We start from the raw sequence: 19,219 nt of genomic DNA on the forward strand, positions 1-19,219 counted from the left end.
ATTGATGAGTTAATTCTGATTTTCTTTCAACCATTCTTTTGCCATTAAATAAGCATTGCTAGTGGTTTGATTGATAGGATTACATTTTAATTTTTCTTTGGTCTGTCGCTCGATCATCTCCAAAATATAAGTTTCAGCTTGTAGTGATTGTTGTAACGTTCTGTTTTCGCTGTAATAGTTGTTTTCTTGGATTTGTGCGAAGTATTTTTCTACCGTTTCCCATAATTCAGAAATCCCTTTTTCTTTTAATCCCGAACCTAAAATCGTTTTACGTTTCCAATTGGATTTTTTGGATGGTAAAAACTGTAAGGAACGTGCTAAATCTACTTTAGCATCTTTTACCAATTTCTCTTGAAACGAATCTACTTTATTTACAAAAATAATGTCAGCCATTTCCATAATCCCGCGCTTGATTCCTTGTAAATCATCACCAGAACCTGGTAATTGAAGGAATATAAATAAATCTGAAATCTGATTCACTAACGTTTCCGATTGTCCTACACCAACGGTTTCAATTAAAATATGATCATATCCTGCGGCTTCGCATAATAAAATTGCCTCGTAGGTACGCGATGTAATTCCACCTAAATTTCCATTGGTAGCACTGGGACGAATGTAAGCCTTCTCGTTTTTTGCCAATTCTTCCATTCGGGTTTTATCTCCTAAGATGCTACCTTTCGAAAGATTACTACTGGGATCGATAGCTAAGATGGCTACTTTATGTCCTAACTGAGTTAAAAACAGTCCTAACGCTTCGATAAATGTACTTTTTCCCACACCAGGTATTCCCGTAATGGCAATACGTTTGGAGTGTTGATGAGGTTCAAATTGATGAATGATTTCTTGCGCGAGTTCAAGATGTTCTAATTTGGTACTTTCAGCCAATGTGATGGCACGGCTTAAGGCTAATCGATTGCCGTTTTTTATCGCTGACGCAATCGCAATGGGATCAATTTTTCTTGGCATGGAATGAAGTTTTGAAAATTAAAGATAAATAAAAAACTCCTTTCTTTGCGGAAAGGAGTGGAAGCGATGGGCTACGCTTGTTTTTTTTGATCTTTAAGCTGTTTGATATATTCAGAGGGCGATTGCCCCATATATTGTGTAAACAGTGTAGAGAATGAGCTATGAGAACTGAAGCCAAAATCGCTGGCTAAGTAACTTACTTTCGTATTTAAGACCTTATCGTTGGTATTCAATTGATCAATTAAATAATTGATACGAAGTTCATTCAAATAATGATTAAAGTTTTTATTTTTATAGCTCTTGATAATTTCGCTTAAATATTTGGTATTGGTATCAAATTGTTTGGCCAAATTATTTAGGTTAACATCTTTTTTCAAAAAACCTTTATTCTTTTCAAACGCTTCTAATTTTTTAATCAACTGTCGCTCCGTTTTACTCGATATGTTAATATTGAGCTTACTAATAGGTTCTGGGAGATCATCCTCTACTTCGTATTTGTGTGAAGCTTTTTTTGTTTTTTCAACCTTTTGTACAACATCGGAAGGCGTTATTTTTTCTTCTTCGATGGTCGGAATTGGGTTGGAAGGAGGAGTGATTTCTACGTCTGCTTGGATGGAATGTGTAATTGATTCATTGACTTTTGTTTGAGGTTCATCTTCATTTTTAGAAGCAGTTTTATTCTTTAATAAAAAGTAGAGACTAAGGAATAAAATGCTTACTAATACTGCTGCAATTAAATATATAAAAGTATTATCCATTCAGTTATTTTCAATTAATATTAGAATAAACTATTGAAAGATAGGTTATTATTCTTTTTTGAAAGAGGTAAGTAAATTTATATTTTTTTCTAAAAACAAAAAAGACTTAAGAAGGATTCTTAAGTCTTTTCTGATTATTTTTTTGTTTTATTCATTTTTGGTGAACATCCACAATTGGATCCGCAACCTTCTTCTTTCTTGCTAAATGTATTTTTCAACATGCCGTATAAATACCATACAGCAAATCCAACTAAGAAAGCAATGAAAAGGTATTGGATATAGATATTATCCATTACATTTTATTTTAAAAATTGATAAGCAATAAATGCTACGAAATATGCAAATCCTGTCATAAACCCTGTTTGAATAAGAGTCCATTTCCAAGAATCTGTTTCACGTTTTACAATCGCAATGGTACTCATACATTGCATTGCGAAGGCATAGAATAACAATAAGGAAATTCCTGAAGCAAACGTATAGGCAGCTTCTCCCGTATTACGGTTAATTTCAGCACGCATACGATCTAATAATTTTCCTTTTTGTGCATCTTCTTCGATATCAACTTCTCCTAAGCTGTATACGGTAGACATTGTTCCAACAAAGACCTCACGTGCAGCAAATGAAGAAATTAAACCGATTCCCATCTTCCAATCATATCCTAATGGAGCAACAACTGGTTCAATAACTGATCCAATTTTTCCTAAATACGAATGTTCTAATTGATAAGAAGCGATTTCATTCTGTAAATCTTCCTCATTCATTCGAGGATGATGAGCGGTAACAATTTCTTCGGCCTTATCAAATTGTTCCCCAGGTCCAAAATTTCCTAATACCCATAAAATGATAGAGATGGAGAAAATAATTTTACCTGCACCCAATAAAAATCCTAATGTTTTTTCCCAAACATTTAAACCGACATTCTTCCAATCCGGAAGTTTATAAGTAGGTAATTCTAAAATCAGTAAACTTTTATGTTTTGCTTTGATGATGAGATTCAAGATTATCGCACTACCTAAAGCACCTAATACTCCTAAAACATACATTAAAAATAACGCTAACCCTTGAAGGTTGAACCCATACCATTCTTTATCGGGGATGACTAAAGCAATAATGACGATGTAGATCGGTAATCGAGCAGCACATGTCATAAATGGAGTCACCAAAATGGTTAACATACGTTCTTTGGCATTCTCAATGTTACGAGCCGACATAACAGCAGGAACGGCACAAGCAACACCTGAAATTAAAGGGACTACGGATTTACCACTTAAACCGAAAGGTTTTAGCCATCGGTCCATTAAATAAACGACACGGCTCATATAACCCGTTTCTTCCATTAAAGAAATAAACAAGAATAAAATGGCAATTTGTGGAACGAAAATGACAATTCCTCCAATTCCTGGAATAATGGCTTCGGTCAAAATATTCGCCAAAGGTCCTTCAGGCAACGTTACCGAAGTGAATTCTTGTAAAGACCCAAAGAGTCCATCAATAAAATCCATCAAAGGTCCAGACCATGTATAGACGGCTTGGAATATTAAAAGTAAGATTGCGAAGAAAATAACATAACCAAAGAAAGGATGCATTAAAATTTGATCGACTTTTTCGGTAAACGTAGTTTTATTCGCTAAATTATATTGTAAAATCGGCTTTAAATCTTGATCCAATTGTTGATTACGATCAATGGTTTCTTTCACTTGTAATCGGCGGCCAATTATCGCATGTTTCTTCTTAATGGCGTCCAATTTTTCTTTGTCTTCTGATGAAAGAAATGTTACTTCTTTTTGACTCAGATACAAATAAGCCAAATAATCAGAAGAAAGGTTAAATGTGGATTTAACTTCTTCTGTTGCTTTTTCATACAATTGTCCGGCTTGGAAAGATGAAGATTTGGATGTGGGTTGACGTTCGAATTGTTGAATCAATTCCTCTAAACCTTCACTTGTTCGCGCGTTGGTTAAGATCACTTTCGTATCTAATAACGTTTCCAGTTTTTCAAGATCAATAGTTAAACCTTTTGCCTCGATCTCATCTTTCATGTTAATGATAAAAATGGCAGGAACTCCTAAATCTTTTACCTGATAATATAAGAGAATCGATCGTTTTAAGTTACTTGGTTCTGCAACAACAACCGCTAATTCGGGGTAATCTTTATTCTTTTTATTTCCTAAAGTATTGAATACAATTTCCTCATCTAACGAATTAGGATAAATGGAATAGGTTCCAGGTAAGTCGATGATATGATACAAAGTACCATTCTTCGTAACTGAACCTTCCCTTTTTTCAACCGTTACCCCAGGATAATTTCCCACTTTTTGGCGTAATCCAGTGATTTTATTGAACAAGGAAGTTTTTCCTACGTTTGGATTTCCAACAAGTGTTATAATTTTACCATTCATCTTATTTTTGTTCTATCAAGATTTGACTTGCCTCAGCTTTGCGTAAAGCTAATAGCGACTTATTACTCATTATACTGATACAAATAGGGCCTCCAAAAGGAGCTTTTCGTTTGATTTGTAACTCAGTTCCAGGGACAAAGCCCATTTCATAAAATTTAGCAGGAATTTCTTCCGATGCAAAACCACTAATGGTTGCTAAATCTCCAACTTTTAAGTCTTTTAATGTTTTACTCATGGATACATATCGTTAGAAACATCGATAGAGCAAAGGTATTTAATTTTTAATTAATCCAAATAGAAGAAATATCATTAAAATCAATGTTTTATCATAAAAATCAATACGTTCAGATGGTAGATTGAAAAAAAGATTATATATTTGCACTCAATTTTATATCAAATAAATTTTAATTTTATGTACGCAATTGTAGAGATAGCAGGGCTTCAATACAAAGTTGAAAAAGACCAACAATTGTTCGTGAACCGTTTAGCTGGTGAGGCAGGGGAAGAAGTAAAATTCGACCGTGTTTTATTAACTGACAACGGATCAGTAACAGTTGGCGCCCCAGTTATAGATGGAGTTACAGTAGTAGCTAAAATCGTTGAACACGTTAAAGGTGATAAAGTAATCGTTTTCAAAAAGAAAAGAAGAAAAGGTTACCAAAAATCTAACGGACACCGTCAACAATTCACTAAAATTGAAGTTGTTTCAATCGGATAAGATTGAGCACTTTTTAATTTAATTATTAACTTTAAAAGCAAAACGAAATGGCACATAAGAAAGGGGTCGGAAGTTCGAAGAATGGTCGTGAATCAGAATCGAAACGTTTAGGAGTTAAAATTTTTGGTGGACAAGCAGCTATCGCTGGTAACATTATTGTTCGTCAAAGAGGTACTCAACACCATCCAGGTAATAATGTAGGTATCGGTAAAGATCACACATTATTCGCTTTAGTAGACGGAAAAGTTGTTTTCACTAAAAAACGTAACAACAGATCTTACGTTTCAGTTGAACCATTATCTTAAGTAGATAAGAACTCAATTGATGTAAAACACTAAAAAATATAAGCTCATCCATTGGATGAGCTTTTTTTATGCTGTATTGCTTAGGTCTAAAAAAAAGCATCCAATAGGTATTGAATGCTTTTATATAGGTGTTGTGAATTCGTTAATCGAATAATGGTTTAATTTGCTTATGACCACTTTGTTGGATGAGAAACTGAAACAAGCTCTGTTTGACATTTAATTGACATCCGATTTGCAGACGAGTGTCAATTCATTTTGTGGAATTTAAAAATGATTACTGAGCGATAGCGAATGATTTAATCATTTTAATAGAACGAAATGAGAATTGACCGTCGAAAATCGAAGTCTTGATTTTTTTGGTTCGTTTTTTCATCAAGGAAAAAATGAACAACACATTTACCTAGTCTAACTTCTCGATACAATTTTCTTTTTCTTCGAAACGAAAATCACTCGAAGTGACGAAAGTAATTCGTTAATGTTAGAATTGTTTAATTTTCCAATTAACTAATCTTCTTTCTCCTCTTCAGCAGTTCCCCAACCTTGGGCTGTTAAAGGAATCATCTGTTCACTTCCTTTCGTAATTAAATAATTTTCTGCTCCAGCTGCGGTAGCATGTCCAATTACTGTGAGGTAAGGATTTCCTTTAATTTTATCAAAGTCCGATTGTTTGATTGTAAATAATAATTCAAAATCTTCACCACCACTTAAGGCACATGTTATTGGATTAATTTGGAATTCTTCCGCTGTACGAATAACAGAAGGGTCTAAAGGAATCTTCTCTTCATAAACATTAAATCCAATGTTGTTCTCTTTCGATAGGTGGATTACCTCTGAAGATAAACCATCTGAAATATCAATCATAGCGGTAGGAACAATATCCATTTCTGCTAGTAATTTTACAATATCTAATCGTGCTTCTGGTTTTAATTGACGTTCAACCAAATAAGCATAAGGCTCTAAGTCGGGTTGATTGTTAGGATTAACTTTAGTTACTTGTGCTTCACGTTCTAAGACTTGTAAGCCTAAGAATGCTCCTCCTAAATCTCCTGAAAGGACCAATAAATCATTTTCTTGAACCCCTTTACGGTATGTTAACTTTTCTTCTTTTGCGGATCCAATAGCTGTCATATTGATGATCAAACCACTAACAGAAGAAGTCGTATCTCCACCAACAATATCAATTTCGTATTTATCACAAGCATATTTCATCCCGTTATAAATTTCGTCGACAGCTTCTAACGTAAAACGATTCGATAAAGCCATAGAAACCAAAATTTGTTTCGGTTTTGCGTTCATGGCTAAGATATCACTTACTGCAGTAACGACTGCTTTGTATCCTAAGTGACGTAGTGGCATATAAGACCATTTGAAACTCACGCCTTCAACCAACATGTCTGTAGAAACTACAATCTTTTCGTTCCCATAGTCTAAAACTGCTGCATCATCGCCAATTCCCTTTATAGATGATTTTAATTTGATTGGAAAACCTTCTTTAATTTGTTCAATTAAACCAAATTCTCCAATCTCAGCTAAACTCGTTTTTTGAATATTTTTATCTTCTAACATCTTATGATATATTAAATATCGAAGGATCTACATTGGTCGCACGTTTAGGTAAACGCATCAAATCCATTTTCGTTAATACTTTAACGTCTCTTCCTTCGAAAGATTTTTTAATTTTTTCCGTCATTTCTGCGGGTGGAATGGTCATTTTTCGTTCCTTCATCGAGAACCAAACACCAATTAAATCGGATGAACATAAATGGGTTCCATCTGCACGGTAAAGGTTTTGATTAAATTCGAAAATCATTCCATCTTCCGACATACCTCCAATTTCTATGGTAATATAAATTTCCTCTCCTTCGTGGGCTTCACGAAAGAATGAGAAATCTTCATGCAATACAGCAGGACCAATTCCGTACTGTGCTAAATCATTCATTGTAATGCCATAATCGCGTAAAAAAGCGATACGTGCATAACTGGTGAAATTCATATAAGAAGCATTCGCTAAGTGTCTGTTGGCATCCAAATCAGACCAACGTACGATGGTTTTTTGAGTATAAATTTTCTGCATTAAAGTGGGTTTGTGGTGCAAAGGTAATTATTTTCGAGTGAACCTAATCGATTGTTTTTTCTCAATAAAAATAAGGGATAATAAAAAAATAACCCTCGAATAATAAGGTATAAATCATTTATTTGTGTAAATTTAAGATAAACAAATACAGTTGATTATGAGAAAAATATTATTCCCAACCGATTTTTCAGAAACTGCCAATAACGCTTTTTTATACGCTTTGAGTTTAGCCGAAAGTCAAGATGCGATGGTGTATGTCTTGCATGTGTATGAATTGCCTATCATTAATGGTGGATTAAGTGCAGGTTTGATTCAAAATGTATATGACACAGTAAAATTAGGGCAGTTTGAAAATTTTAAAGATAATATTCCTCAACTACGTAAAATTGCGGATGAACATGGTTTAGGGCATATTCCCATGAAATTTATATTGGAAGAGGGAAATCTGCTGTATATCTTGAGGGAAACTATTTCCGAAGAAAATATTGATTTTGTAGTGATGGGAACAAAAGGGAATACTGGTTTCGAGAAAATGATTTTTGGATCGAATACCATCAATGCAATTACCTCCTTAAAAGTGCCTATTTTAAGTGTGCCGAATCATATTGAATTTAAGGGAATAAAAAACTTAGGATTTACAACTGTATTTAATGAAAAGGATAAAGATGCATTATATTATTTATGCGAAGTCGCGATGCGACATAAGGCCAAAATACAATGTCTTCATGTGTCTAAAGATGGGAAATACAATCAGAAAGCCTTGGATCAATGGAAAGAGGAGTTTAAAGATGAACCTATTGAGTTTATCATAGATGTTAATCCCGAGCCTGCGGATGCTGTTTTAAAATTTATTGAAGAACGAAAAATTGATGTATTAACGGTCGTTAGCCGTAATAAAGGATTTTTTGATAAATTATTTTCTCCAGGATTTACGAAGAAAATCGCTTCTAAAAATAAAGTTCCATTGTTTGTGTTTCATGAAAAGAAACCATAAAAAAAGCACTGAATACTCAGTGCTTTCTTTTTTTTATAAATTAATAACAATTCCTAAAGAACCTCTTGAACCGGCTTCAATATAAGCTCCAATAGAATCTGAGAATAAATATCGGAATCCTAAATGAGCACCTAAACCTAATCCATGATTGAATCCGACATCAAGTCCTGGGTATAAATCCATGTTAGAAGGCATGTTTAATAATTCCCCTAAGTGGAAGTTCGCACGACCAAAAATATAGAAGTTGTCATCGTTGTCTTTTCCACCAAAATATATTTCAGCTCCACCTCCTACAGAGATTAAATCAGATAATCCGTGATCATACATTCCTGTAATACCACTTCCATATCCCCAAGGGACTAAACCTATTGAGATTTTTTGATCTCCTCCACCACTGTAAGCTTGTGCATTTGCAAAACTGATTGAAATAATGCTAAGTAATGCTGTAAATAATAATTTTTTCATAGTTCTTTTATAACGTGAAAATCGGGTAACAATTATTATACCTAAGTATAAAATTATGTTAAAAATCCATTTAAAATATTCTTATAACTTTGCTCCGTGGAAAAAATAGCAATAATTGGTGGCGGAGCAGCAGGATATTTCCTGGCCGCAAATCTTGGAAAAGAATTAGGGAAGCATACCGTAATTTTTGAACAAGCTCAATCACCATTACAAAAAGTACGTATATCTGGAGGTGGACGATGCAATGTAACCCATGCATGTTTTGATCCTTTGGATTTGGTTGAATTTTACCCTCGAGGAAAAAAAGAACTTCTAAGTGTTTTCTATCAATTTCAACCAGGAGATACCATGGCTTGGTTTGATGAGCGTGGTGTAGCATTGAAAATTGAAGAGGATAATCGAATTTTTCCTGTATCCAATAGTTCGTTGTCGATCATTGAATGCTTGATGAAAGAAGTCGATAAAAATAAGGTTCGCGTTCAATTTTCGGATGGTGTAAAATCCATGAAGAAAATTGAAGGAGGGTTCGAATTAGAAACAAATTCAGGATTTCACCAATTCGAACAGGTTATTGTAACGACGGGAAGTACACCTAAATTTTGGAAAAATTTAAAAACTTTAGGGCATAAAATCGTTGAACCTGTTCCATCATTATTTACATTTAATTGTAAAGATCCACGAATTGATGGGTTAATGGGAATTTCCTTTGAACAAGCAGAAGTAAAAATTAAATCAGAAAAATTAGATGCTGAAGGTCCTATGTTAATTACGCATTGGGGATTTAGTGGACCTGCGATTTTGAGACTTTCGGCTTGGGGAGCATTAGCATTACACCAACGAAAATATCAATTTGATGTTGAAATTAACTTCGTTCAACAATCCAAAGAAGAAGTTATAGAACTTCTAACGAATAAAAAATCAAAAGACGCTAAAAAATCGATCTACAAATACAATCCATTTGACTTTCCGAAACGATTCTGGCACAGTATCCTTAGCTATTGTAAAATTAACGAACATCTTGTTTTTGCCGATTTATCAAAAAAACACATCGAGGCGATTGCCACTGAATTAACTGAGGCAATTTATAAGGTGAACGGTAAAAGTACTTTTAAAGATGAATTTGTGACAGCGGGTGGGGTGGACTTGAAAGAAGTGAATTTCCAAACAATGGAATCGAAAGTTGTACCTCATTTGTATTTTGCAGGTGAAGTATTAAATATTGATGCTATTACGGGTGGATTTAACTTTCAAGCATGCTGGTCAGAAGCCTATATTATTTCTAATAAATTAAAACAAATTTATTAATTAGTGTAATGGTTACATTAATAAATGTGTATTGTAATCTATTTAATTGAAATTAAATAGAAAATTTATTATGTAAACATAACATTATAAATAAAAAATTATATTTTTGTTAATAAAGATTTAACAAAAAAACTAACAAAAAGAATATGAAGAAAATTTTCTTAACATTAACCTTGGCTGCATTGTCTTCTACTGCATTTGCGGGTGGATATCGTGTGGCATTACAAGGTGTACGACAAGCTGCATTGGGTGGAACGGCAGTGACACATACAAAGGATGCAAGTGTAGCTTTCTATAACCCCGCTGGTTTAGCATTTGTAGATGCGAAATTGAGTATTGCTGCTGGTGTTTTTGGAGTGAAATCGGAAGCCAACTGGCAAGATCCTTTAACTTTACATAAAGCAACTACTGATAATAAATTATCGACTCCTCTATATTTAGCCGTTAGTTATAAACCAACCGATAATTTAGCTATTGGACTGAGTGTAGCTACACCGTTCGGAAGTTCTTTGACATGGCCAAATGATTGGGAAAATAGAGCAAATATTACAGAAATTGAATTAATGGCATTCAATATCCAACCAACAATTTCATATAAGTTTGCCGATTGGTTCTCTTTAGGAGCAGGATTTATCTATACACATGGTTCAGCAACTTTAAACAAAGTACAAACTGTTGCAGGAAATGATGTGAATTTAAAATTAGAGGATAAAGATGCACACGGTTTAGGATTCAATATTGGTGCAATGTTTAAGCCAGGGGATAAATTCTCATTAGGTTTAGCATACCGTTCAAATGTAGATGCAAAAGCAAATTACGGAAAAGTAACTTGGTCGAATGTACCAGCAGGTTTAGCGACAAACCCTAGTTTCCAAACAACAGAATGGAACACCGTTTTACCATTACCTTCAGAATTTACGGCTGGGGTTGCTTACAAATTCACACCAAAATTCGAAATGTTTGCGGATATCGCATGGCAAAACTGGACACGTTACGATGCGTTAACGATCAACTTATATAACCCAGAAACAGGGTTTGCGACACAATCTTCATCAACAAAAAATTGGAGAGATAATACAGTTTATCGTGTAGGAGCTGAATATACATTCACAGACATGATTCAAGGTCGTTTAGGTTATACATATGATAAATCACCTGTACCAGGTCAATACTGGTCATCTGAAACGCCAAGTACAAACTTACATACATTTGGTGGAGGTGTAGGAATCTTATTCAAAAGCGGATTTAATTTAGATTTATTCGCTGGATATGTGAAAGGAGAAGAGCGTTCAGTTTACAATGTAGCAGATAACTTCCAAGGAGATGTTAAAATGCATGCATTTAACTTTGGTTTAGGATTATCATACAACTTAAAATAAAATCAACAGGATCATGAAAAAATTAAACAAATTAGTATTAGCTTCTTTAGCTGTCGCTTTATTTAGCTGTAACAATGATTTCGAGAATCCAGTTGAGGATTTTCAAGTTTCGTCAGGTGAAGCAGACTTCACAAGATACGTTGCCTTAGGGAACTCTTTAACTTCTGGGTATACAGATAATGCCTTATTCAAATCTGGTCAAGAGAATTCTTATCCAAATATTTTAGCAGGTTTAATGAAAGCTGCTGGAGGAGGTGAATTTAAAACGCCTTGGATGCAAGATAATATTGGTGGATTTACGAATTTACCAGGATTTGGTGGAAAATTACAGTTGCAAATTGTAAATGGTGCATTAACGCCTGTAGCGATGCAAGGGGAAACGGCATTAGATAATATTTCTGCAGGTGGACCTTACCAAAATATGGGTGTACCAGGCGCTAAATCATATCATTTAGTAGCTCCAGGTTATGGAAATCCAGCTCTAATAGCAGCTGGATTAGCAAATCCTTATTTTTCACGTTTTGCTTCCTCACCAACAACAACTGTTGTTTCGGATGCGGTTACACAAAATCCAACATTCTTCTCGTTATGGATTGGAAATAACGATGTATTAGGATATGCAGTTTCAGGAGGTGTTGGTGTAGATCAAACAGGAAATACAAATCCTTCAACTTATGGTTCTAATGATATTTCAGATGTGAATGTGGTGAAAGGAGCAATCAATGATGCTTTACAAGCTTTAACAGCGAATGGAGCGAAAGGAGTTATTGCTAATATTCCTTCAGTGACTTCAGTGCCTTACTTCACAACAGTACCTTATGCACCATTATCACCTGCAAATGCATCTTTTGGACCAATGATTCCTGAATTAAATGCGACTTATGCAGGATTAAATCAAGTGTTTGATGCTTTAGGTGTACCAGAGCGTAAAATTACATTCTCAACAACTGCTGCTAGTCCAGTAGTGATCAAAGATAAAGACTTACCAAATTTACAAGCGCAAATTACAGCGGCATTAACACCAGTGGTTGGAGCTGCTCAGGCAACTTTATTTGGTATGACGTACGGGCAAGCACGTCAAGCTACAGCGAAAGACTTATTGGTTTTACCATCATCTAACTACATTGGAACAGTAGATATGGAGCGTGTACAGGCGTTAATGCAAATGGGATTACCTCAAGAACAAGCGGGTAAATTATCAGTTGCTGGTGTAAGTTATCCTTTAGAAGATAAATGGGTATTAACACAAGCTGAGACCGCTAAAGCAGAAGCTGCAGTTTCAAAATATAATGCTGCAATTTTTGAGTTAGCAAGAGCGTATAATTTAGCGATTGTAGATACGTACAATGAAATGAATAAATTATCATCTCAATCAGGAATTCGTTACTACGGTAACACATATACAACAACCTTCGTTTCGGGTGGTGCATTCTCATTGGATGGAATCCACTTAACAGGAACAGGTTATGCTTTAGTAGCGAATATGTTTGTGGATGCCATTAATAGCAAATACGGATCGACATTAAGAAAAGTATTCCCAGGATATTATCCAGGAGTAACAATTCCTTAATTGCATCGATACCATATAAAAAAGCCACTCCTTCGAGTGGCTTTTTTTTGGTATGATATAAAAAATTATTCAGGATGATCTGCTAAAAATTCTTCAGCTTTTTCCACTAAGTTTTTTGATCCACAGAAAAATGGAACACGTTGGTGTAATTCAGTAGGGATAATATCTAAGATGCGTTGATGCCCATCTGTTGCCTTACCACCTGCTTGTTCAGCTAAGAAAGCCATAGGGTTACACTCGTATAACAAACGTAATTTTCCGTTCGGATTATTGGTTCCCGATGGATAGATGTAAATTCCACCTTTTAACATGTTGCGGTGAAAGTCTGAACATAAAGATCCGATGTAGCGTGAAGTATAAGGGCGATCTTCTTCTTCTGCTTGGCAGTATTTAATGAATTTTTTAACCCCTAACGGGAATTTGGCATAATTCCCTTCATTGATGGAATAAATTTTTCCATATTCTGGAATTTTTAAATTAGGATGCGATAGGTAAAAAGTTCCGATTCCAGGATTTAAAGTAAATCCATTTACACCATTCCCGGTAGTATAAACTAGCATAGTTGAGGTTCCATATACAACGTATCCGGCAGCCACTTGTTTATTTCCTGGTTGTAAGAAATCTTCTAATGTAACAGGTGTTCCTGGTTCTGAAACACGACGATAAATCGAGAAAATGGTTCCTACTGAAACATTAACATCGATATTCGATGAACCGTCCAAGGGATCAATTAAAACAACATATTTGCTGTTGTTTTGGTTTTTACAGGTTTTAATTTCGATGAATTCTTCATTCTCTTCAGAAGCAATTCCACAAACAACTTCACGTTGAGAAAGTGTTTCAATAAAAGTTTCGTTGGCAAATACATCTAATTTTTGTTGCTTTTCTCCTTGAACATTTTCATTGCCAAATTCCCCTAAAATATTTACTAAACCCGCTTTATTAACTTTGTAATTAACGATTTTAGTGGCTAGTTTGATGGAACTTAATAAACGAGAAAGTTCTCCGGTAGAGTAAATGAAGTCCTCTTGATTATCGATAATAAACTCTCCAAGAGTTTGATGTGAATTTTGAGCCATTAGTTTTGTTTTGCTCTTCAAATATCGGAAAAATTCAAGTTATCAACAATTTCAAACGTTTGAAATTTTAAAAAACAATGATTTATTTAATGGAATGAATTAACAATTACATTCTTAACTATTTATAATTTAAACCTCTCAAATGCTTATATTTGCAGGCTAATTATTAGAAATGATTTAAAATGAAGGTTTTCAAATTCGGTGGTGCATCGGTAAAGGATGCTGATGGAATCAGAAATGTTGCGGATTTATTGCAAACGGTAGGGTATCAAAATACGTGTATGATTGTCTCTGCAATGGGAAAATCGACAAATGCTTTAGAGGAAGTAGTCAAACGTTATTTTGATAAGGATGATTATTCCAAAACAATTAACGAAATTGAAAAGCAACACATTGATGTAGCCAAAGAATTGTTTACGGATGCTACAGAAGTTGTGGGAGAGATCAGTCAATTCTTTAATGACTTAACTTCGTTTTTAAGAAGAAATAAGTCGCCTAACAGAAGTTATGTGTATGATCAGGTGGTATGTTGTGGTGAATTAATTTCAACAAAAATTATTTCGATGTATTTGAATTCAATCGGATTAACGAATGAATGGTTAGATGTAAGAGATTACATTAAAACAGATAATACATACCGCGAAGGAAAAGTAAATTGGGAATTAACGGAGAAAAATATCGTAAATTTACCTACATCAGGGTTTTATATTACACAAGGGTTTTTAGGATCAGATCCTAATTATTTTACAACGACTTTAGGACGTGAAGGTTCAGATTACTCTGCTGCTATCTTTGCCTATTGTACGAATGCTGAAAGTATGACGATATGGAAAGATGTACCAGGTGTATTAAATGCTGATCCTCGATATTTTGAGGAAACGCAATTATTGAATCATATTTCATACGAAGAAGCAATTGAATTAGCTTACTATGGAGCATCTGTAATTCATCCAAAAACATTACAGCCGTTACAACAGAAAGAAATTCCTTTTTTCGTAAAATCATTTATTAATCCTCTTGAAGCGGGAACTGCAGTACGAAAAGGACAACCTTTAGATCCTCAAGTGCCATGTTTTATTTTAAAGAAAGAACAACATTTAGCACGTTTTTCGTCTAAAGACTTCTCTTTCATTACGGAGGATAAATTAAGTGGTGTGTTTACAAAATTATCGCAATATCAAATCAAAGTAAATTTAATGCAGAACTCTGCCATTTCATTATCACTTTGTTTAGAAGATAAATACAATCATTTAGAGTCGTTTATCGAAGAAATGGAGCATGAATTTAAAGTAAGTTTAGATCATAACGTGTCTTTATATACAATTCGTCATTTTGATGCGACATCTGATTCGATTATCGATAAAAGTAAAGAATTATTACGTCAAACCGTTCGCGAGACGTTACAAATTGTGGTTAAAGATTAATGGGTTTAGTTAGTACAAACGATATATTTCAAGCTTCTGGTTTATCGCGATTTGGAATCGCTGGTAAACCCGTTGCTTGGGCAATCAAGAAATTATTGGATCTTGATAAGCTAAATAAATTATATGATGGAGGGAGCCATTTAGGTGCTGTAGATTTTCTGTCTTATTTAATCGATGAATTAAATGTTGATTACGAAATACACGAAGAAGATTTAAAGCGTATTCCTAAATCGGGACCTTTTGTCATTGTATCCAATCATCCACTGGGCGCATTGGATGGAATTTTATTGATGCACATCATGAATAAAATTCGTCCAGATTTTAAAGTCATGGGTAATTTCCTTTTGCATAAGATCGAACCGTTACAACCCATGGTCATTCCGGTGAATCCTTTTGAATCTCGTAAAGATGCCTACAACAGTTTAAATGGGATGCGTGAAGTTTTACGCACATTAAAAGAAGATGGTTGTATCGGGATTTTTCCAGCGGGAGAGGTTTCGTATCGTGACGAAGAAGGAAATTTATTGGATAGAGAATGGCAGGATACAGCGATTAAGTTAATTAAGAAAGCCAAAGTGCCTGTTGTTCCATTTTACTTTAAAGCTAAAAATAGCGAGCTGTTTTACCGTATGGCTAAACTTCATCCAGATTTCCAGACGGCAATGTTGCCTTCTGAAATGATGAAGAAACATTCACGTCCAATCCAAATTCGTATTGGGAAACCAATCATGCCAAAACAGCAGGAGGAATTTAAGGATATTGAAGAGTTTAAAGCATTTTTACGTAAGAAGACGTACATGTTGTCGTCGTATTATAATAAGAAAAAATCCTTCAAAGAAGTTCTTAAAAATCCGACCAATCTTCACTTGCCGGTGATTTCATTAAAATCAAAGGTGAAAGACATTGTTGAAGAGACCGAAGTGCAATTGCTTCATCAAGATATTGATCGTCTGAGGAAAGATGATTTGTCTTTATTGTTTACCAATAATAACTACGAATGTTATTTCGCGAAAGCGGATGCTATTCCGAATGTATTACGTGAAATAGGTCGATTACGCGAAATCACTTTCAGAGAAGTAGGAGAAGGGACAAATCAAGAAATTGATTTGGATCAATACGATGGACATTATCATCATTTATTCCTATGGGATAAAGAACACAATAAAATTGCAGGTGCTTATCGAATGGCCCTTGGGAAAGAAGTGTTTGAAAAATATGGTGTAAAAGGCTTCTATATCAATGAGCTTTTTAATTTCGGACCTGAAATTTATCCTTTGTTCTCTCAATGTATTGAAATGGGGCGTGCATTTGTTTCATCAGAATATCAGCAAAAGCCTATGCCCTTGTTCTTATTATGGAGAGGAATTGTGCATGTGACTTTACGTAATCCGGATCAAAAATTTATTGTCGGTGGTGTAAGTATCAGTAATCAATTTTCTGATTTTTCGAAGTCATTAATGATTGAATTTATGAAATCACATTATTATGATTCGACCGTCGCTCAATATGTTCGACCAAAAAAAGAATACAAAGTCAAATTATCAGAAGAGGATAAGCAATTCATTTTCCATGAGACAGAAGCTGATCTGAATAAATTCGATAAATTAATTGACGAGTTAGAACCGAATATGCTTCGTCTACCTGTATTAATTAAGAAATACATCAAGCAAAATGCAAAAGTCATTGCATTTAATGTAGATCCTAATTTTAATGATGCAATCGATGGATTAATGTATATCCGTGTGGCGGATATTCCAGAGTCAACAGTTAAACCTGTGCTGGATGATATTCAAAACGAATTGACACGTAAGATTGAATCCAATCAATTTGATTAATTGAATCATCGGAATGAAAGATAAAAGAAAAGGCGCCTAACGGAGTTAGACGCCTTTTATATTTTAGCTTCGCTTTAATTATTGAGCTGGAGCTTCTTCAGTTGCTGGAGCTTCAACTGCTGCTGAATCAACTACTGCTGCTGCAGAGTCAACTACTGCTGCTGCTGAATCAACTGCTACTGCTGCTGAATCAACTACTGCTGCTGCTGAATCAACTGTAGCTTCAACTTCTGTTGTTTCAGTTTTCTCTCCACATGCTACTGCTCCTAATGATAAAGTTGCAACTGCAACTACTGCGAAAAATTTTTTCATTGTTTTAAATTTTAATCGATTAAACGTTTTGTTAACTTGACGAGTCAAAATTAGAATGATTTCGAAAGATTTATCAGAAATGATGTTGTAATGTATTTGTAAAACAATATTTATTTTACAAATAACAATATTTCAGTGTTTTATGATGTTATTTTTCTGAATTTTGAAAATTTTAAATCCAAAAAAATAACCTAATCTTTCGATTAGGTTATGTGATATTGTGGAATTTGTTTTATTTACAAATGCTTGCGTCCAATTTAAAGTTTTCAATTTTATTTTCGATTAAATCCAATCTCAAATTATGAATACTTCCCACATGGGTTGTTTGAAATTCTTTGTGCGGTATATAGGTACCATTCTCTACAGATAAACCTACTTGACGGTAAGCATCTCGGAAAGGTGTTCCGTTTTTGATCGCATCATTAATATTTTCTACCGTGTAGATTGGATCATATTTGGCTTGATCCATATATCCACTTTTAATTTCCAATTGAGGAATAGCAAAAGTTAAGATATCAATGATATTATCAAATTGCATCATAGGCTCGAATAAAATTTCCTTTAGGATTTGATAGTCTCGGTGATATCCACTTGGAAGATTATTAATCGTTAGCATAATATCGTTGGGCAATGCTTGGATACGATTACAATGTGCACGCGTTAACTCAAACACATCCGGATTCTTTTTATGAGGCATGATAGAAGAACCTGTTGTCATTTCATTGGGTAATTTGACAAAAGCTAAATCTTGTGAGTTGTATAAAACCAAGTCATAAGACATCTTGGATAAAGTTCCACAAATCATTGCCAATGCTGTAGCAACCGATTTTTCTGTCTTACCACGTAACATTTGCGCGCCTACGGATGAAACCAATACTTCAGAGAATCCCATCTCTTGTGTAGTTTGGATTCGATCAATTGGGAACGATGTTCCAAAACCTGCTCCAGACCCTAAAGGATTTTGATCCGCAATTTTATAAGCAGCTTCAAAAAAGTATAAATCCGTTAATAGATTTTCTGCATAAGCCGAAAACCACATTCCAAAACTACTTGGCATAGCGGCTTGGAAATGCGTATAACCTGGTAATTGCGCCTCTTTATATTGTTCTGCTTTTTGTAATAGAATAGAAATTAAATCTAAGATTTTAGCATTTATATTCTTTAAATATTCCTTTTCAAATAATTGAATCGCAACTAAAACTTGATCATTACGTGATCGAGCCACGTGGATTTTTTTACCCGCATCACCCGTTTTTTCAATTAAGTAAGCTTCAATTTTTGAATGGATATCTTCGAAATTATCATCAATTTCAAAAGAACCTTGTTCAATTAATCCTAGTACTTCTTTTAAAGCAATCTGTAAAGACTCATTTTCGGCATTCGTAATTAAACCGACTTTCGCTAACATATTCGCTTGTGCCATCGATGCAATGGCATCATGCTTAGCCAAATAAGCATCTAAAATACGGTCTTTACCTACTGTAAATTTTTCGATTTTATCATTGATGGTAAAACCTTTATCCCAAAGTTTCATAATTAAATAATGAATAAGGGGGCAAATTTATAAAAAATAATTGCATAAAATTACAAGGATATGAATATTTATATGGATTTAACTAATATTTATGCATAATTC

General features: G+C 34.3%; 19 protein-coding genes. 8 read left to right on the forward strand and 11 right to left on the reverse strand.

Translation table 11 applies throughout. The annotated features are described in order from the left end of the window. Positions 1–9: 9 nt before the first annotated feature. From meaB to AC1QSP_RS10630, 5 genes are all read right to left on the reverse strand, one after another. The gene (meaB, locus tag AC1QSP_RS10610) at positions 10–966 is read right to left on the reverse strand and encodes a methylmalonyl Co-A mutase-associated GTPase MeaB (RefSeq protein ID WP_484078669.1); all 957 of its coding nucleotides are present in this window, start codon (positions 964–966) and stop codon (positions 10–12) included. 71 nt (positions 967–1,037) lie between these two features. Next, entirely contained in the window at positions 1,038–1,724 is a 687-nt protein-coding gene (locus AC1QSP_RS10615) for a helix-turn-helix domain-containing protein (protein ID WP_484078670.1), read from the reverse strand. Between the two features lie 134 nt (positions 1,725–1,858). Next, complete coding sequence (locus AC1QSP_RS10620) at positions 1,859–2,017, reverse strand: FeoB-associated Cys-rich membrane protein (RefSeq protein WP_484078671.1); 159 nt, start codon at positions 2,015–2,017, stop codon at positions 1,859–1,861. Between the two features lie 6 nt (positions 2,018–2,023). Further along, positions 2,024–4,123, reverse strand: a complete 2,100-nt coding sequence (feoB, locus tag AC1QSP_RS10625) for a ferrous iron transport protein B (RefSeq protein WP_484078672.1) — start codon at positions 4,121–4,123, stop codon at positions 2,024–2,026. 1 nt (position 4,124) lies between these two features. Beyond that, complete coding sequence (locus AC1QSP_RS10630; RefSeq protein ID WP_322971322.1) at positions 4,125–4,358, reverse strand: FeoA family protein; 234 nt, start codon at positions 4,356–4,358, stop codon at positions 4,125–4,127. Between the two features lie 177 nt (positions 4,359–4,535). Here AC1QSP_RS10630 and rplU point away from each other — a divergent pair, with 177 nt between their 5' ends. Both rplU and rpmA read left to right on the forward strand, forming a co-directional pair. Beyond that, positions 4,536–4,841 (forward strand): 50S ribosomal protein L21, encoded by a 306-nt coding sequence (gene rplU, locus AC1QSP_RS10635; RefSeq protein ID WP_322971321.1) that lies wholly within the window; start codon positions 4,536–4,538, stop codon positions 4,839–4,841. 47 nt (positions 4,842–4,888) lie between these two features. Beyond that, complete coding sequence (gene rpmA, locus AC1QSP_RS10640; protein ID WP_322971320.1) at positions 4,889–5,146, forward strand: 50S ribosomal protein L27; 258 nt, start codon at positions 4,889–4,891, stop codon at positions 5,144–5,146. Between the two features lie 504 nt (positions 5,147–5,650). Here the strand turns inward: rpmA and thiL are convergent. After that, complete coding sequence (thiL, locus tag AC1QSP_RS10645) at positions 5,651–6,712, reverse strand: thiamine-phosphate kinase (protein ID WP_484078673.1); 1,062 nt, start codon at positions 6,710–6,712, stop codon at positions 5,651–5,653. 1 nt (position 6,713) lies between these two features. After that, entirely contained in the window at positions 6,714–7,220 is a 507-nt protein-coding gene (locus tag AC1QSP_RS10650) for an acyl-CoA thioesterase (RefSeq protein WP_484078674.1), read from the reverse strand. A gap of 157 nt (positions 7,221–7,377) precedes the next feature. Between AC1QSP_RS10650 and AC1QSP_RS10655 the strand changes: the two genes are divergently transcribed. Further along, complete coding sequence (locus tag AC1QSP_RS10655; RefSeq protein WP_484078675.1) at positions 7,378–8,214, forward strand: universal stress protein; 837 nt, start codon at positions 7,378–7,380, stop codon at positions 8,212–8,214. A 33-nt stretch (positions 8,215–8,247) separates the two neighbouring features. Here the strand turns inward: AC1QSP_RS10655 and AC1QSP_RS10660 are convergent, their stop codons facing one another. Continuing rightward, entirely contained in the window at positions 8,248–8,679 is a 432-nt protein-coding gene (locus AC1QSP_RS10660; protein ID WP_484078676.1) for a DUF6646 family protein, read from the reverse strand. 96 nt (positions 8,680–8,775) lie between these two features. Between AC1QSP_RS10660 and AC1QSP_RS10665 the strand changes: the two genes are divergently transcribed. The 3 genes from AC1QSP_RS10665 (at position 8,776) to AC1QSP_RS10675 (ending at position 12,933) form a co-directional block, all read left to right on the forward strand. Further along, positions 8,776–9,984: a BaiN/RdsA family NAD(P)/FAD-dependent oxidoreductase gene (locus AC1QSP_RS10665; protein ID WP_484078677.1), complete on the forward strand. Its 1,209-nt coding sequence runs from the start codon at positions 8,776–8,778 to the stop codon at positions 9,982–9,984. A 146-nt stretch (positions 9,985–10,130) separates the two neighbouring features. Then, entirely contained in the window at positions 10,131–11,363 is a 1,233-nt protein-coding gene (locus AC1QSP_RS10670; protein WP_484078678.1) for an OmpP1/FadL family transporter, read from the forward strand. 13 nt (positions 11,364–11,376) lie between these two features. Beyond that, complete coding sequence (locus AC1QSP_RS10675; protein ID WP_484078679.1) at positions 11,377–12,933, forward strand: SGNH/GDSL hydrolase family protein; 1,557 nt, start codon at positions 11,377–11,379, stop codon at positions 12,931–12,933. Positions 12,934–12,998: 65 nt separating this feature from the next. Here AC1QSP_RS10675 and fbp read toward each other — a convergent pair whose 3' ends face one another. Then, on the reverse strand, positions 12,999–14,012 hold the full coding sequence (gene fbp, locus AC1QSP_RS10680) for a class 1 fructose-bisphosphatase (RefSeq protein WP_322971311.1): 1,014 nt from the start codon (positions 14,010–14,012) through the stop codon (positions 12,999–13,001). Positions 14,013–14,194: 182 nt separating this feature from the next. On the opposite strand from fbp, the gene AC1QSP_RS10685 reads away from it, so the two are divergent. After that, a complete protein-coding gene (locus AC1QSP_RS10685; protein ID WP_322971310.1) occupies positions 14,195–15,436 on the forward strand; it encodes an aspartate kinase in 1,242 nt (413 codons plus the stop codon). Beyond that, on the forward strand, positions 15,436–17,271 hold the full coding sequence (locus AC1QSP_RS10690) for a lysophospholipid acyltransferase family protein (RefSeq protein ID WP_484078680.1): 1,836 nt from the start codon (positions 15,436–15,438) through the stop codon (positions 17,269–17,271). Before AC1QSP_RS10685 ends, AC1QSP_RS10690 begins: the two co-directional genes overlap by 1 nt. A gap of 78 nt (positions 17,272–17,349) precedes the next feature. On the opposite strand, the gene AC1QSP_RS10695 is transcribed toward AC1QSP_RS10690, so the two are convergent. Both AC1QSP_RS10695 and argH read right to left on the reverse strand, forming a co-directional pair. Beyond that, the gene (locus AC1QSP_RS10695; RefSeq protein WP_484078681.1) at positions 17,350–17,583 is read right to left on the reverse strand and encodes a hypothetical protein; all 234 of its coding nucleotides are present in this window, start codon (positions 17,581–17,583) and stop codon (positions 17,350–17,352) included. Between the two features lie 232 nt (positions 17,584–17,815). Then, the gene (argH, locus tag AC1QSP_RS10700; protein WP_484078682.1) at positions 17,816–19,117 is read right to left on the reverse strand and encodes an argininosuccinate lyase; all 1,302 of its coding nucleotides are present in this window, start codon (positions 19,115–19,117) and stop codon (positions 17,816–17,818) included. Positions 19,118–19,219: the final 102 nt, after the last annotated feature.

It is taken from the genome of Faecalibacter sp., from assembly GCF_057177045.1.